Source organism: Arcanobacterium pluranimalium (assembly GCF_016907845.1).
Taxonomy (GTDB): Bacteria; Actinomycetota; Actinomycetes; order Actinomycetales; family Actinomycetaceae; genus Arcanobacterium_A; species Arcanobacterium_A pluranimalium.
On the sequence record NZ_JAFBCS010000001.1, the window covers coordinates 1,570,779 to 1,587,324 of the forward strand.

Sequence of the window (16,546 nt, forward strand, 5' to 3'; positions counted from 1 at the left end):
TCCAGCTGCACTATTATAACGTGCAAATTGTGCGGCGTCCTAACTGAGCCACACCTGTATAACAATCACATTGCTATTTTTATTCCGATATCGTTACTATCATTCGCGCCGATTGTTATCTGATGGGCGAAGTACCAGTATAGAACATGGAACTTCCAAGAGGATGCGCTGAATCTGCGATCCGAGCTGTACTTTCTCTTGTGATGCTTTCGACTTTAGATTCACGATGACGACGTCGGTGCCCGAGTTTTCAACGACACTCGCCATTTTTTCTACAACGTCAGAATCGTTGAGCACCGATTCTATATAAAAATCGACGCCCGACGCGCGTAATTTTTGCGTCAATTCTTCAGTCTTGGCTCCGATGTATTCCTCGTCGCAACTTAAAGCCGAAAAATCTAAGAAAACATGTAACTGCTGCTCATGTGTACAGGAGTACTCGATTCCAGAATTGACCGCTTCACACTCGATATGTGAAGCACGGACAGGTACCAATACAGTCATTTTCCAGCCTCTCTTTGTGAGTACGTAATACACATCAATATCGCCGTTTAACAAAAGGCTACCATTTCATACAGGTCAAATACCTAATATGCTCAGACCCAGGGCGGAGGAAGCCTCACTTTCATCGCATAGTCCACAAGCTGCGCGAGGGAATACGAAGGGTCGCGCAATAATGCCGTATATGAAGTGATATAGGCCGAAGAGCCATTTCCCATCCACCAGTGTAAATAAGACATCACTGCGAGCGCTGCCACGTCGTCGGCAGGAGAAATTGAATCAAGGAATTTGAGCAAATCGATGATTCTATACACGCGAGCAGGAACTGGCCTCGATTGCACTGCGCTACTGAGCAAATCTGGCAGCTGCTCACCATTAACCTGCGAAAATGAGCGGTGCTGTGCGTCTACCGCAAAGATAATAAGGCGATCCCTGATTGGAATATGACGCAGCGAAGCTATTAATTGCGCAAGAATATGCGGTTTTAGAAATTGTGGGAGCTGTGCTATTTGGCGATCGCTATTCAATACCTCAGACAACACCTGTGACCAGAGCTCGTCGATACTACAGCTGCTATCGTTTGCTTCGTCGCAATCCTCTTCGCATTCTTCATCGTAGCCATCTTTATCTAATTTACTGCCGTGATGCCTGGAATCTAGTTGCTCTTTTACTGCACGACTAATGTGCTGATGCGTCACACCCAACCCACCGCACCCAGTAGAATCGGCAATCTCGCCCGCGTCACCGCAACAGTCGCTCATCTCTCCCAGCTCAGTGCCAAGCATGCAACCGTAATAAATCAATTCAGCACTCAATTGCGAATCATTGAAATCCTCATATGAGTGTAAAGAGTTGGTGGCATTGAGCTCATTTAGCTCATCACAGCAAGGATCAAAATTGGAGACTGCTATTTCTTCGCAGTCAACCCAATTCTGATAGTCGGTGAGGAATGTTCCAACGCTACCGTCCACGCCGTCGTATTCGAACTGCTCACGAATACTGCACGCCAGTGCCATCATATACGCTGTTGCACGCGTATCTTTGACCATCGTTTCCAGATCTTCACCAAACCAACACACGGCCACAGCATCGGATCGGTATTCAGTTATTAATTCAAGTGCTTCAGCGCGCACGGAATCGTTGAGAGTCTCTTCAACTATTTTTAGAACAAGCATTGGCCCTAACGGACTGCCGCTATCACTCAGATGGTTAGCGTCTCCAAACGAGTCGATACGTGCTTGTTCTCCTCCACGGTTCGTTTCAACAACGTCCGTATGCGAGGTTAAACAGCAGATCACAAGACAATTGCGCGGACGGCGTCCGAGCGCGTAGGGAATGAAAAGTAGCGATTGCGCTAATGTATCAAGATGAAGTGTAGTTTCCATATCTAAAGACTGCCGAGAATTCTCGACGCTGTCGTGCACATGATGCGACTCTGTGGAAAGCACTGACGTTTCGTGAGAGTGTGGACATCTGCTTCCATCAGTTAGGCTAGTACTATGCAGTTTGATCTCAAGGGTTTGCGTCATGATGTGACGCTGTGTATGGAAAACGAACTCAACACAGTATTATGGCCGACGACGGATGGTTCTTCCGAGCAATACGCCCAGTTCACTGCCCCATTACGAGATTTTATTTCCTCGGGTAAGCGCACCCGCGCCGCTTTTCTCGCTGCGGGATGGGAAACGCTACACCCCTCATGTCAAGGCGAATCTCTACCCATTCTCGCAGGTAGTGCCGTAGAGTTTTTCCAAGCAGCAGCCTTGGTTCACGACGATATTATCGATAACGCGGTATCGAGGCGCGGCTTTGACGCTATTCATATTAGTTTCGCCAAACGCCACCAAACCGAATCTTTCACTGGTAATTCCACCCATTATGGGATCAGCTCAGGCATTTTGCTCGGCGATTTTCTCGCATCGATCAGTTCGCACACCTTCGAGAAAGCTGAAGCAGTTTCCCCTGAAGCCCATGCTCAAGCTCGTGCACTGTTCCACGCGATGACGGCCGAAGTCGCCTTTGGGCAATTCCTTGACAACCGTGCCCAGTACACTCCTCTTTCTTCTGATCCGCAAGCGCATGTCAACGAGGCTTTCGCCGTATTGCTTCACAAATCTGCACGCTATTCAGTTGAGGTCCCCCTGTTGATTGGAGCTACTTTAGCAGGTGGCGACGACGCACACCGCTCTGTTTTATCGGCGATTGGGCGACCATTGGGGCAGGCTTTCCAGCTTCGCGACGACGTACTCGGTGTTTTTGGTGACTCGCGTGTGACTGGAAAGCCATCAGGTGGAGATTTGATTGAAGGAAAGCGCACAGTTTTGCTCGGTTTAACGCTACAACGCGCCAACCCGATTCAATTACAGACCTTACAATCCTTGATTGGGCAGGATATGGATTCAGAGCAGGTGGATACTGTGCGTCAAATTATCACTGAATCCGGCGCGTTTGCCCAGCACGATGAGCTTATCCGTGAGCGTGAAAACTTGGCATATGAAGAGCTGGAACGTACAGGTTTACACAGCCACCTGCTTGTTGCTCTTCTCGAAGAACTCGCGAATCGGATCGCCTAAGCCGCAGTCTTGATTTAAGACGCCGCATGCTTAAGACGCCGCTAACGCGTCAGTACTTTTGGACGAGTTGTCAGTATTCTCGGAAAAGTTAAAAGACGAGACCAGTAATCACGCGGCGAACTGCATGCACATTACCGCTGCGTAAACATTCAAGAGGCGTCTTTTCCAGTTCCGGTTCGACTCTCAGTAACCAATCCATCGCTTCATCGTCAGAAAAACCAGCATCAGCTAAGGAAATTAACGTTCCGCGCAAGGATTTCAGCGGCTGAGCAATGCCTTCGTTAATAACAATCTGATCTGGGTGGATCGCTAGCGCATTGTTTGATCCGCGCCGCACAGCTAAAAGCTTTTTCTCTGCCAGCAGTGAACGAACATCTCGCTGGCGAACAGATAGGAGGTCAGCAACCTCAGGAATTGAGAGCCATTGTGGATCGTGAGTATTATTCATCGCTTCTATTTTACCTCCAACAAAACACAATAAGTTGAAGACACGCACATGTTCAACTATCATCACATCTGTAACATCAATCTACAAATTGCTCATTTGTAACATCAGTACCATATCAATGCTCTTGAGTAATTTTCTCGGAGGTAAACCGGTGACGAAAAAACCTACAAAGGCAACGGGAACAGCGCTTGCAGCCGCAACAGTCATGGGACTCGTGCTGCCAACTGCTACAACCAGCCCTGCTCAAGCAGCAACATTTGAGAATTCCTCACTTGTTTATGGCAATGTAGCTTTGCGCCCTGCAAAACCATCAGTACAACCACAATCCACTCCGCAAACCGCCACTTACCAAGTGCAACGCGGAGATTCCGTGTGGCGAATAGCGAAAAAATTCAACACATCCATGCAAGCCATTATTAGCGCAAATGGACTCAGCGCAAATGGAGCAATTTATCCAGGTCAGCGTTTGATGGTGCCCTCTGCCCAGGCACCAACCCAGTCAGTGGCGCCTGCAGCAAATCAGAGCACACAAGTTCAGGCTGCTGCAGGTAGCTACACAGTCCAGCGCGGCGATACCCTTTCGGCTATCGCAAAGCGTCATGGCAGCTCCGTCAGTGCATTGGCCTCGCTGAACCGGATCTCGAATCCATCTAGAATTTATGTTGGTCAGCAGCTTCGCATTCCAGGAGCTACGCAAGCACAAGCAGCCCCTGCGCCATCATCGGTACCAGCACTGCGCGCCGTCGCACCTGCTACTCCAGCTCCTGCGCAGAAACAGCTGGTCACCAACAACTTCCCAGGCTACACCTATTCCAACGCTACCGTAGCTGCGGCAAATGCGAACAAGAATCTGCTTGTCAACTCAAACGTGCCGAGCAAAGCACAAATCCAGCAGATGGTAATCCAGACGGCGCGCGAAATGGGCGTCGATCCACGTCTGGCATTAGCACACGCATATGTTGAGTCTGGATTTGATGCCCGCGCAGTATCCCCTGCTAATGCAGTTGGTACTATGCAGGTGATCCCCAGCGCCGGGCAATGGGCATCTCAGCTCGTTGGCCGACCACTCAACCTCCTTGATCCACAAGATAACATCGTTGCCGGCGTCGCCATCATTCGCTGGCTACAGCGCAACGCGAGCTCTTTCGAACAAGGAGTTGCAGGCTACTACCAAGGACTCGGTGGCGTGCGCAAATACGGCATGCGCCCAGATACCGTGCGCTACGTAGCTAAAATCAAGTCCGCGATGGGGCGCTTCTAATAGCATTACATTGCGGGCTGCTAAGTTACTCTGCGAATCATTGCTACACTTACACTAGCAATTTCGACACACGAGCCGGTCGCGATTATGCGACCGGCTTCGTTAGATAGGCTTAATCTTGTGAATGTTCCTGATCCAATACTCGGTATGGTCATAGAAGACCGCTACGTGATTCAAGCACGCCTCGCCCGCGGCGGCATGGCGAGCGTCTATCGCGCCACCGATTCACGACTTGGCCGAGATGTTGCCATCAAATTCATTCATCCCCACCTTGCTGAACAAGATGCGCTGACCCAGCGTTTCATCAAAGAAGCGCGCTCAGCAGCAAGCCTGTATTCGCCGCACATCGTTGCGGTCTACGACCAAGGTGTAGCTAATCTTCCCGATGGTGCGCGCGCATATCTGGTGATGGAACTCGTACCTGGCCCGAACCTGCGCAGGCAATTTAATGAATTGGGATCTTTTACCCTCGGTCAAGCTTTCGATATCGCCAAGCAGATCCTGGTAGCACTCAGCGTCGCTCATGGAAAAGGGATTATCCACCGCGATGTGAAGCCAGAAAATATCTTGCTCAGTGATTCCTTTGACCACGCCCAGTCACTCGGTACAAACACAGTCACAGCAAAAGTTGGAGATTTTGGCTTAGCGAAAGCCGTTACTGATTCTAGCAGCGCACACACTACGTCAATGCTGGGAACGGTGGGTTATGTCGCTCCTGAGATCGTCTCACACGGAAAAATTGGCCCGGCCTCGGATATTTATTCCGTTGGTATCATGCTCTACGAGCTGATAGCTGGGCATTTGCCTTTTACGGGAACTTCCCCACTGTCAATTGCGTACTCGCACGTTAACGATCCAGTACCGCGCTTGAATGAGCATGCGGAGTGGATTCCCATCACAGTTGATTCACTCATCTCTTTATTTACAGCTAAAGATCCACACAAACGCCCCCAAACCGGGCAGGCTGCGCTTGACGCGCTAACGGACGTCTACGAATCTATCCCACAAGAGCTGCTTATCCGGCGAATTCCCATTTTTCCGGTACCAAAAGACGCAGCTAATGACGAACCACAGGCGCCAACCTCAGCACGCACGGCCCTTTTTGATGCAACTCAAGTTGTATCTCCAGACGCCGGTGCCAAGAGTTTAGCACAACACGAGCCTCTCGCAGCTACCGGGCTGCTCCCTGCCGAGTTCGCGCCAAGCGTCGGCGCTAGCGCAAGCCTTGGTGCTGATGTGAGCGTTGATGCTGGCGCAAGTGCCCATTCGGTCGCTAATTCGGTCGAGGTAGCCGCCGCTCCGCCATCTTCGCCTAAGAAGCGCCGACGCCGGTGGCCAATTTTTCTTGGACTTTTCGTTCTCCTCGCCAGCTGTTTAGGATTCGGCGTACATTGGTGGTTCAGCTCAGGCCCAGGACTTCGCGTTGAAGTCATCAATGTGACCGGGCAACCTGAACAAACGGCTATTGATAATCTCAAAAAAGCAGGGTTTTCAGTTAAAACAACTCATGCTTTCTCAGATACAGTTCCGAAAGGAACGACCATTGCCACCGATCCAAAGGCCGGAGCGAAGATCCATCCGTCTACTGCAGTAACTTTGCTTATTTCCGATGGCATCGAAATGCTCACCGTGCCAAACGTCGTCGCTCAACCTCAAGCACAGGCAGAAGAAGCACTGAGAAACGCTCGTTTTGCACCAAAAGTGACCCACGCTTGGTCAGACACGGTCGAAAAAGGAAAGGTCGTCTCCCAGGAACCGGCAGCGGGAGATTCAGTTCCACACGACTCGGAAGTGAAAATTGCAATTTCACAGGGACGTGAACCTGTGAAAGTTCCTAATGTGGTTGGTAAAGACTCTGCACAAGCTCAAGATCTACTGGCAAAAGCTGGCTTGAAAGCAAGTGCCTCCGAAGAATACTCCAACACCGTTCCAAAAGGGCAAGTGATCAGCCAAGACCCGAACGAGGGCACAAGTTTATATCGAAACGATACGGTTAAGCTCGTGATCTCAAAAGGTCCGCAGCTTGTTCAAGTGCCAGATGTGTTTGGAAAGCAAGAAAAAGAAGCCATCACAATATTGAAAAATGCTGGCTTCCAGGTTGAAGTTGAACGGATTCTTTTCGGCGTCTTTGGCACCGTCCGTGCCCAAAATCCAGGCGCAGGTGAAATGGTACTTCCCGGCTCAACGATCAAACTTAAGGTGGTCTAACACAGCCGTAGCGTTATGTGCCGTGCCCACTGCTTGCGCTGCCGTGAACGTCGTCTGTTTTCCACATTCCCCGTAGCTGCGTACACGCCAGAATTTTCAGGTGACTACGCGAGGTATGCGAGAATGAGGAACTTTCTGCGCAACTACTCAAAATTTAGGCATTTTCACGCAAAATCTCGGACACCAAAAAAGCCGTTTCTAGGGACTGCTGATGATTGAGTCGCGGATCGACGAGCGTTTCATAACGGGTCGCTAGCGTATCTTCAAATATCTCTTCCGCGCCCCCGAGAACTTCGGTGACGTCGTCGCCCGTCAATTCAATATGGACTCCTCCTGGGCAACTTCCCATAGCCGAATGCACAGAAAAGAAGCCGCTGATTTCTTTGACGACGTCGCTCATACGGCGCGTCTTATAGCCATTTGACGCAGCAATAGTATTGCCATGCATCGGATCCGAAATCCACGTAACGGCACGTCCATCGCGCTGAACAGCTTCAACAATCGGAGGTAGCTTTTCAGTGATAATATCTGCGCCCATACGGGTGATTAAGGTCAAGCGCCCCGGTACACCAGCTGGATTTAACTTATCGATAAGCGCCACAACTTCTTGAGGTTCAACATTTGGCCCCAGCTTCACGCCAATTGGGTTTTCAATACGTGAGAGCAGTTCAACATGTGCGTCATTAATCCCGCGCGTGCGCTCACCGATCCACAGGAAATGCGCACCGGTGTTGTACAGCTTTCCTGTTCGCGAATCTACACGAGTCATCGCGTGCTCGTAATTGAGTAAGAGCGCTTCGTGTGAGGAGTAAAAATCGACTGTGCGAAGTGATTCGGAATTGGCACCTGCAGCTGCCATGAACTTCATCGCTTTATCGATTTCGCCAGCTAGCTGGTTGTAACGTTTATAAGCCGGGTTGGAGGCAAATCCCCTGTTCCACTCATGCACTTTAGAAAGATCGGCAAATCCTCCCGCAGTAAATGCGCGGATCAAATTCAACGTTGTGGCCGAACGCTGATATGTTTCAATAAGACGACGTGGATCTGGCGTGCGAGACTCAACCGTGAATTCAAAATCATTGACGGCGTCGCCCATGTACGAGGGGAGTTCAACTCCCCCACGCACTTCCGTTGCATTCGACCGCGGTTTTGCGTACTGACCAGCCATCCGTCCAAGTTTGATCACCGGAACTGAAGCACTATAGGTGAGCACCACTGCCATCTGCAAGATCGTACGAATCTTGGCACGAATCCGTTCAGCGCTTGAGCTTTCGAAAGTCTCGGCGCAGTCCCCTCCTTGCAAGACGAATGCCTTACCGGTGGATGCGCGAGCCATTAATTCCGTGAGTTTGTCTGCTTCACCAGCAAAAACTAAGGGCGGCATTGAACGCAAATAATCAACAGCATCGTTAAGAGCTTGTGCATCAGGATATTGTGGCTGATGTAAAGCTCGTTTGGCCGACCATGCTGCGTAGAGTTCTTCTAATTGATTATTTGCTTCCATGTTCACACAATATATCCTAAAGTGCCTCGCTCACTTTGTGCGTAGTTATACCACTTTGTGAGCGAGGCACTTGCAAGGCGCTATTATCATTGAGCACAGCTGCACAGCACCGCGCTCAATGAAGCCGAATTATCAGGCTTTTGCTTCCCATTCTTGGCCGATCTCTGCCATGAGCTGAGCGAACCAATCCTGGTGTACATCGAATGGCTTTGCGCCAGCAATGCGGGAGAATTCGATCGAGCGCAATTCATCGTTGTGCTCTTCGTCGTGTCCTACAACGCCAGGATCGCCTTGGAGCGCGCACTCGACAGCAAATGCTGCCATGGTTGCGATCAGCTCAAGATCGCGTTCGTTGGATCGCGCAGAACGGGAGAAGTATCCCGACTTTTGAACCATGACTTTCTCAGCGCCAATAGCCTGAGCAAATTGCTTAGCAAACCACTGACCAGGATTGATCGTGTCAAGTTTTACGTGACCGAAAGGATCGCGCTCAACTTCAATGCCGTCTTCAAGCAGTTCTGCAATAATTTCCTGTACGCCTGCGCCTTCGGACAAGAAGATGTTCACATTGCCATGTTCGTCCATGATCTTGCGCAAACGCGAGGCTTCGACGTCGAGATCAAAAGAAATCTCTGGAACGTACACAGCGTGAATATCCCAACGCTCCTGTGAAAGGCCAGCTGATGGAACGTATTCTTGTTCCTTAACCCACTGGTGGTAATCGTGAGCAGCTTGCGCAGTGAGGTATCCACAGTTGCGTCCCATGACTTCGTGGATGATCAACATTCGCGGATTAGAACGGTGCTCACCGATAATATTTTGCGCAAAAATCGACGCTTGCTCAGCAGCCGTCCAAGCTCCCAGCGACTGCCGGATGGGAACGATATCGTTGTCGATCGTTTTTGGAAGGCCGACGACGATCAGCTCGTAGTTGTTTTCGTGCAAGTATGCAGCGAGGTCAGCAGCGGTAGTGTTGGTGTCGTCGCCACCGATGGTGTGGAGAACGTCTACGCCGTCGCGACGCAAATTCTCAGCAGCGACTTCCAGGGCATTTTGACCAGGTTTGATCAGGCCACGGTCGACAAGATTTTGGTTGTTGGTAAGCTTCACACGCGAGTTTCCGATTGGTGAGCCACCGAACTTTTTCAAAATTGCCGCATTCTCGCGAGCAGCTTCGTCAAATACTACGTAGTTGCCCGTCAGGAGGCCGTGATAGCCATACTGATAGCCAATAATTTCGATGTTTGGATCTACAGCATTATAACGCTCGATTAGTTCACCAACCGCAGTGGACAAACAAGGTGCAAAACCACCTGCGGTGAGCAGGGCGACGCGACGGATAGTCATCCGTTTCCTTCCTTAGAATTTCAATGAACGTGATATTCACCGGCCGTTGTGGCACTACTATGATTCTACCGGCTCTGAGAATATTTCCTAGTCCAAAAATCCCACGTCTGGATGTCTCGTTTGATCGTCTCGGGCATAAAGGCTCAATTAGTGCTTGGTAAGAAGCCAATGAGACGCCGATTAGACCGTAACAACACGCCAACTAGCTCGTGGCAACACGCTCAACTAACGAGCGTTTTTCTCCTTTAGCACGCGCGCAACTACCGTAGAGAGCTCACGTGGATCAATTGGATACTGCACAATGGCATTTGGCTTCGAAACACGAGCCAACCATTCGTCTTGCGGGCGCGCGATGAGCACGATGTAGTCCATATCGGGATCGATTTCATCCCGCACTTTCTTGCCCAGTCCAATGCCGCCAAGCTTCGGAGTTTCTGCATCGAGAATGAGAAGTGAGAAATTACCCTCTTGGATTTTCATTTCGGCAGCCTGCCAAGTAGCCGATTCAGTCCAGTTAATTGTAGGGAGGTCTTTTCCAAGCCGATTCCCTACCGCGTTCATAACATCTGCACGAATATCCCTGTTGTCTGAGTAAACGAGAATATTAATTGCATCGTTTTCAGCAGGTGCAATTGCAGATTCATTAACGGACATAGGAAATTCCTCCCAATACTATTCTATGGCACGAAACCATAATCAAGGCACAACCACAACATAGTGTACCGATTTTCTCAATCGATGTACGAATACAAAATAATCGTACATCGTGTAGTGCCATTATTGCGCACATAGTGAAATTTAAAGGATCGTGGGTCTTTAGCCCCTATCATTGAATATAGATCGCAATTGAGTTTGTTCACTTTTGCTCGCAATTGCGGCGTTCTATTTCATTGGAGGAAAAATGACTGTATACACCCTTCCCGAACTTGACTATGATTACGCAGCTCTTGAGCCACATATCTCGGCCAAGATCATGGAGCTCCACCACTCGAAGCACCACGCTGCTTACGTAACTGGTGCCAATGCGGCACTTGAGAATCTTGCTCAGGCACGGGAAGCTGGCGATCTATCGAAGATCAACCAGTTTTCCAAGGATCTCGCATTCAATCTAGGTGGGCATACCAACCATTCAATCTTCTGGAAGAACCTTTCTCCGCAAGGCGGCGGCGAACCAGAAGGCGAGATTGCAGAGGCAATCAAGGATTCTTTCGGTAGCTTTGAGAACTTCCAAAAGCACTTCACAGCAGCTGCTACAGGCATCCAGGGCTCTGGCTGGGCGGTACTGGCATACGATTCAATTTCTGGAAAGCTCAATATTTTCCAGCTCTTTGATCAGCAAGCAAACGTGCCAGTAGGAACTATTCCTCTTTTTATGCTCGATATGTGGGAGCACGCTTTCTACCTGGACTACCTCAACGTCAAGGCTGATTACGTGAAAGCAATTTGGAATATCGTCAACTGGGTAGATGTGAACGAGCGCCTCGTTAACGCTGCAGCAAAGGCAAACTCCCTGATCGTGCGCTGACTTAAAGGCGAGTATTCACGCAACGGTCATGCCTGCGTGTGAATAAATAGCTAGCCAATAAATGCTCATGCTTATTGAGCTGAAACAGCTTAGACGCTTCTACTGATAAGCGCTTAACAAGCAGCGGCTACTCGGCCTGGTGGGGGCGCGGACTTTCGTCCGCGCCCCCACCATCAATTTTGCCAATTTTTGAATTTTATGTTCGCCTGACTGGGAAAAAGAACGAGCCTAAAAATTTCCCAAAATAGGTCTTTAGTCCTGTTTTCTAAATTACGAAAATTAAGTGTGTCTTAATTTTGAAACTATTCCCCAATCTGATACCTACACAGCGCTTTACCTTGGAATATGTTTAAGAGTGCATTTCATTTAACAATTTTCAACGAGGTCAATTAGTTCAGATGCTCCTAACAACATTCACTCCGTCTACAAGTGCAATCGGCGACTCCGTTGCGCTCTCCGCTCTCTTAGGAATTTTTCCACTCATCGTATTCTTCGTGATGCTCGGCGTATTCAAGCTGGCCACTCACTGGTGCGCACTCGGATCACTCATCGTTGCATTCATTTCAGCAGTCGTAGGATTCTCAATGCCAGTATCCCTAGCTGGATTGTCCATTTTACAAGGAGCAGCATTCGGCATTGCCCCAATCATTTATATCGTGATCGCGGCAGTCTGGCTCTATAACCTCACAGTCACCTCCGGTCGAGCCGAAGATGTGCGCCTAGTATTTTCTGCTGTAGGAAAGGGAGATATCCGTATTCAGGCACTCCTCGTAGCGTTTTCGTTCTGCGGCCTACTCGAAGGCCTTGCTGGTTTTGGAGCACCAGTAGCAATTGTGGCAGCTATGCTCGTAACACTTGGGCTCTCGCCTCTCAAAGCAGCCGTCACCACAATGGTTGGAAACGCCATCAACGTTGGATTTGGAGCAATGGCAATTCCTATGACGACCGCAGGACGTCTGGGAGGCGTGGCTGGTACGGAAGTTGGCGCAACGGCGTCGTCCATCACCCCCTGGATCGCAACTTTCGTACCGCTTCTCTTACTCGCAATTCTCGACGGCAAACGAGGACTCAAAGAACTTTGGCTGGTAGCACTTGTACAAGGAGTAGTGACGTCGATCGGACACATCGTCGCTGCAAATTACATTTCCTATGAGCTCACTGCAGTATTCGCTTCACTACTCGGATTTGGCGTCACTGCAGCAATTCTCACCAAGATTACGCCCCAGACTCCAGCGGAATTCCGCTCACACGGTCTCAATGAGACATCGAACACTGGCAAGCTCGACGCCGGACGCATCACCCTCGCGCTCATGCCGTACTGGCTCGTCGTCATCATTTTCGCGATCGCTAAACTATGGCGCTTTGGAATCGACATTCCACAGCTCTTGGCATCAACCGACAAAAAGATCGAATGGCCTGGTCTATACGGTCAACTCCTCACGCCCGCCGGCGAAGTCTCCAGCTCGCCGATCTACAATCTTCAAACGCTATCCTCGCCAGGCACGATGATCGTTCTCACTGCTTTGATCGTATCTTTCGTCTACGGAAAGAACTCCTCAAATAAGCTCTTCGAATACTCCTTTGGCCGCGGAATTCGCACGCTAGTAGACACCGTCGTGACCCTCAAACTCTCACTTTTGACGATCGCGCTAGTGATGTCCTTGGCATACGTGATGAACTTCTCCGGGCAGACAGTGGCCATCGGTGCTGCTTTGGCCGCAACCGGTTCTGCCTTCGCGTTCCTTTCACCTATTCTTGGATGGATCGGCACCGCCGTGACCGGCTCAGCTACCTCCTCCAATGCCCTCTTCGCCAACCTGCAAGCAACCGCGGCTCATGGCGCTTCGTTGGATCCAGGAATTCTCCTTTCGGCCAACTCGATAGGCGGCGGCATCGGCAAGATCGTCTCGCCACAAAACTTGGCTATCGCTTCCACCGCAGTTGGAAAAGTCGGATCCGAACCAGAAATTCTCCGCAAAGTGGCACCGTGGTCTATCGGCCTGCTCATTTACCTGTGCACGGTCGTATTCCTTGCCACCCAAGGAATTATCCCTACGTTATAAAGAACACCAACTCCAAGTCGTTAAACCAATCCACTATCAGAAAGAGGTTTCATGAAAGTCGCACTTTTTGCAACATGCATAGCCGACTCGATGTTCCCACAGGCACCTCAAGCAACTATGCGTCTGCTTGAGCGTCTCGGCATCACAGTCGACTTCCCCCAGTCTCAGGCTTGTTGCGGTCAGATGCATATCAACACCGGTTACTATCCAGAAGCAATGCCGCTTATCAAAAACCATGTTGATACCTTCTCCCCCGTTCTCGACGGCGAATGGGACGCGATCGTCGTCCCCTCAGGTTCATGCACGGGATCGATCCGTCACCAGCAAGAGATGGTTGCGAAAGCAGAAGGTTTCGATGGTCTAGCTCGCACAGCGGCGGATATCGCTGCCAAAACCTATGAACTCTCCGAATTCCTTGTGGACGTGCTCGGTAAAACCGATGTGGGAGCTTATTTCCCCCATCGCGTAACTTATCACCCAACGTGCCATTCCTTGCGAGTAGCTCGCGTTGGCGACCGCCCATACCAGTTACTGCGCGAAGTTCAAGGTATTGATCTCGTTGATCTTCCCGAAGCTGAATCATGCTGTGGATTCGGTGGCACATTCTCGTTGAAGAATGCAGAGACATCTGCGTCCATGTTGGCCGACAAAATGACGAATATTAAGTCCACTGGAGCAGAGGTGCTTGTAGCTGGCGATTACTCGTGCCTCATGCACATCGCTGGCGGACTTGCCCGCAACCGTGCAGGCGTGCGTGCAATGCATCTTGCAGAAGTACTGGCTGGCACGCAAGACCAGCCGTGGGTTGCTCCATCGAACACCGTAAAGGCAGGCGTATAAGACATGGCTACTTTCTTAGGAATTCCAAAATTCATCGCTGGACGCAAGCCTGAACACTCCGGGCAGTGGGAAGTTGGTCAGCCGCTACCTGAAGATACCCTCCGTTGGGGATCAGCATTTCCCAAAGGTGCAGCAACAACGCTACGCAATAGCCAAATGCGGAAAAATCTTGGGCACGCCACTCGCACTATCCGGAACAAGCGTAATCTGCGCGTAGCTGAAATGCCCGATTGGGAGGATTTGCGCGAATCCGCTGCCGCGATCAAGCACCAGACGATGTCTAATCTCCCTGAGCTGCTCATTCAGATGGAAGAAAACGTCACCAAACGTGGCGGAATCGTACATTGGGCACGCGACGCTGCCGAAGCCAACGACATCATCCTCTCCATCTTGCGGGAAAAGCAGGTGGAAGAAGTCGTCAAAGTAAAATCGATGGTAACTCAAGAGATCAATCTCAACGAATTCCTCGATTCACACGGCATCAAAGCCTGGGAAACCGACCTTGCAGAGATGATCGTGCAGCTCGGCAAGGATATGCCATCGCACCTCGTCGTTCCTGCAATCCATCGCAATCGCTCTGAAATTCGTGAAATTTTCCAGCGCGAAATGGATGATGCCCCTGAGGGACTCACCGCAGATCCCCGAGAGCTGGCAATGGCTGCACGCGCCCATTTGCGCACCTTATTCCTTAAATCCAAAGTAGCTATCTCCGGTTCCAATATGATGATCGCCGAAACTGGAACACTTTCTGTCTACGAATCAGAGGGAAACGGGCGTATGTGCCTGACGCTGCCTGAAACGCTGATCTCCGTCGTCGGCATCGAAAAAATGGTGCCACGATTCCAAGACGCCGAAGTGTTCTCGCAGCTCTTGCCACGTTCTGCCACAGGTGAGCGGATGAACCCCTACACCTCTTTCTGGACCGGCGTAACCCCAGGTGACGGACCGCAAGAGTTCCATCTCATTTTATTGGACAACGGACGCTCCAAGGCCTTGGCGGATGAAGTCGGACGGCAAGCCTTGCATTGCATTCGCTGTGCTGCATGCCTCAATGTTTGCCCAGTTTACGAACATGTTGGCGGGCACGCCTACAATTCGATCTATCCAGGTCCGATTGGAGCAATCCTCACTCCACAGTTGCTTGAAGCAACGGATCATCACGATCCTGCAGCGAGCTTGCCTTTCGCATCAACCCTCTGTGGAGCATGTGGCGATGTTTGCCCGGTAAAGATTGATATTCCTGGAGCACTCGTACATCTGCGCCACCGGTATACCGAAGCAAACCGTGGCGGTATCCCCAATGGTTGGGACGTGGCGATGAAGGCATCGTCTCGAGTTATGTCCGACGGCAAACGTTTTGGCAGGGCTGCTCGCATGGCTAAACTTGGGCGGCCAATCGCTGGAAAGGACGAAAAGATTTCGTCCCTCCCATGGCCAGTAAGCGCATGGACGCGCAATAAGGACATTCCTGCGCCGCCAGCACAATCTTTCCGTGACTGGTACAACGAAGCACAGCAGAAAGGCGAAGCACGATGAGCGCACGTGAAGACATTCTTCAAGCAGTCCGTCAGGCACTGTCGACCCAGGAAGTACCTGCGCCTGAGCCTGTACGCAATTATCGCAGGTCATCCGATGAAGCTCCTGGTAGCGAACCCGTTATTGCCGATCTCATCGAGAAACTGGAAGACTACACAGCTCAGGTAGTGAGGTGTAAAGCCGATGGAATTGCCGATGCAATCGACTCATTCCTCGCAGATACGTCCAGCGTCGTAGTGCCAAAGAATCTCGCTCCAGAGTGGAAAGATGCTGCGCAACGCAATTCGCGCCAGCTTCACGAAGACTCATTGGCGCAGCCGTTGAGCAACGACGAGCTAAATCAAATCGATGCCGTCGTAACAGCTTCCGCTGTGGCGATTTCGATGTCGGGTACGATCATCCTCGATGGCGAGCCAAACCAAGGACGACGCGCGATCACGCTCATCCCGGATACTCACGTTATCGTGCTCAATGCCAAAGATGTGTACCCAACAGTGGCACAAGCTGTTGAAATACTCGGCAAAAATCCAACGCGTCCGTTTACCTGGATTGCCGGCCCATCGGCCACATCCGATATCGAACTCGTTCGAGTTGATGGAGTGCACGGGCCACGCAACCTGCGCGTTGTGATCGTCGAATCTTAACGAAAGAGTCTCGCTGGATATATCTCCAGCACAGATTTGTGGGGAGATCTCCAACTTCGGAGATCTCCCCACAAATCTATCAGTAGTTATTTATCT

14 protein-coding genes are annotated in these 16,546 nt (G+C 50.6%); 8 read left to right on the top strand and 6 right to left on the bottom strand.

Annotation, left to right across the window (positions count from 1 at the left end):
• Positions 1-99: 99 nt before the first annotated feature.
• A complete protein-coding gene (locus JOD55_RS06775; protein ID WP_204399277.1) occupies positions 100-504 on the bottom strand; it encodes a hypothetical protein in 405 nt (134 codons plus the stop codon).
• A 92-nt stretch (positions 505-596) separates the two neighbouring features.
• Positions 597-1,886, bottom strand: coding sequence for a DUF4192 family protein (locus JOD55_RS06780; protein ID WP_204399278.1), 1,290 nt, complete (start codon positions 1,884-1,886; stop codon positions 597-599).
• A gap of 114 nt (positions 1,887-2,000) precedes the next feature.
• On the opposite strand from JOD55_RS06780, the gene JOD55_RS06785 reads away from it, so the two are divergent.
• Positions 2,001-3,074: a polyprenyl synthetase family protein gene (locus tag JOD55_RS06785; RefSeq protein ID WP_204399279.1), complete on the top strand. Its 1,074-nt coding sequence runs from the start codon at positions 2,001-2,003 to the stop codon at positions 3,072-3,074.
• A gap of 88 nt (positions 3,075-3,162) precedes the next feature.
• On the opposite strand, the gene JOD55_RS06790 is transcribed toward JOD55_RS06785, so the two are convergent.
• Entirely contained in the window at positions 3,163-3,522 is a 360-nt protein-coding gene (locus JOD55_RS06790) for an Rv2175c family DNA-binding protein (RefSeq protein WP_204399280.1), read from the bottom strand.
• Positions 3,523-3,673: 151 nt separating this feature from the next.
• Here JOD55_RS06790 and JOD55_RS06795 point away from each other — a divergent pair, with 151 nt between their 5' ends.
• A complete protein-coding gene (locus tag JOD55_RS06795; protein WP_204399281.1) occupies positions 3,674-4,783 on the top strand; it encodes a LysM peptidoglycan-binding domain-containing protein in 1,110 nt (369 codons plus the stop codon).
• A gap of 120 nt (positions 4,784-4,903) precedes the next feature.
• On the top strand, positions 4,904-6,991 hold the full coding sequence (gene pknB / locus JOD55_RS06800) for a Stk1 family PASTA domain-containing Ser/Thr kinase (protein ID WP_204399282.1): 2,088 nt from the start codon (positions 4,904-4,906) through the stop codon (positions 6,989-6,991).
• 154 nt (positions 6,992-7,145) lie between these two features.
• Here the strand turns inward: pknB and JOD55_RS06805 are convergent, their stop codons facing one another.
• From JOD55_RS06805 to JOD55_RS06815, 3 genes are all read right to left on the bottom strand, one after another.
• Complete coding sequence (locus JOD55_RS06805) at positions 7,146-8,495, bottom strand: class II 3-deoxy-7-phosphoheptulonate synthase (protein WP_204399283.1); 1,350 nt, start codon at positions 8,493-8,495, stop codon at positions 7,146-7,148.
• A 132-nt stretch (positions 8,496-8,627) separates the two neighbouring features.
• On the bottom strand, positions 8,628-9,842 hold the full coding sequence (locus JOD55_RS06810) for a pyrophosphate--fructose-6-phosphate 1-phosphotransferase (RefSeq protein ID WP_204399284.1): 1,215 nt from the start codon (positions 9,840-9,842) through the stop codon (positions 8,628-8,630).
• A gap of 225 nt (positions 9,843-10,067) precedes the next feature.
• On the bottom strand, positions 10,068-10,496 hold the full coding sequence (locus tag JOD55_RS06815; protein WP_204399285.1) for a response regulator: 429 nt from the start codon (positions 10,494-10,496) through the stop codon (positions 10,068-10,070).
• Positions 10,497-10,743: 247 nt separating this feature from the next.
• Here JOD55_RS06815 and JOD55_RS06820 point away from each other — a divergent pair, with 247 nt between their 5' ends.
• The 5 genes from JOD55_RS06820 to JOD55_RS06840 all read left to right on the top strand — a co-directional run bounded on the left by JOD55_RS06820 (position 10,744) and on the right by JOD55_RS06840 (position 16,450).
• The gene (locus tag JOD55_RS06820) at positions 10,744-11,367 is read left to right on the top strand and encodes a superoxide dismutase (RefSeq protein WP_204399286.1); all 624 of its coding nucleotides are present in this window, start codon (positions 10,744-10,746) and stop codon (positions 11,365-11,367) included.
• 398 nt (positions 11,368-11,765) lie between these two features.
• On the top strand, positions 11,766-13,430 hold the full coding sequence (locus JOD55_RS06825; RefSeq protein WP_204399287.1) for an L-lactate permease: 1,665 nt from the start codon (positions 11,766-11,768) through the stop codon (positions 13,428-13,430).
• Positions 13,431-13,481: 51 nt separating this feature from the next.
• Positions 13,482-14,270 (top strand): (Fe-S)-binding protein, encoded by a 789-nt coding sequence (locus JOD55_RS06830; RefSeq protein ID WP_204399288.1) that lies wholly within the window; start codon positions 13,482-13,484, stop codon positions 14,268-14,270.
• Positions 14,271-14,273: 3 nt separating this feature from the next.
• The gene (locus tag JOD55_RS06835) at positions 14,274-15,806 is read left to right on the top strand and encodes a LutB/LldF family L-lactate oxidation iron-sulfur protein (RefSeq protein WP_204399289.1); all 1,533 of its coding nucleotides are present in this window, start codon (positions 14,274-14,276) and stop codon (positions 15,804-15,806) included.
• Positions 15,803-16,450, top strand: a complete 648-nt coding sequence (locus JOD55_RS06840; protein WP_204399290.1) for a LutC/YkgG family protein — start codon at positions 15,803-15,805, stop codon at positions 16,448-16,450. Before JOD55_RS06835 ends, JOD55_RS06840 begins: the two co-directional genes overlap by 4 nt.
• The last annotated feature ends 96 nt before the right edge of the window (positions 16,451-16,546 follow it).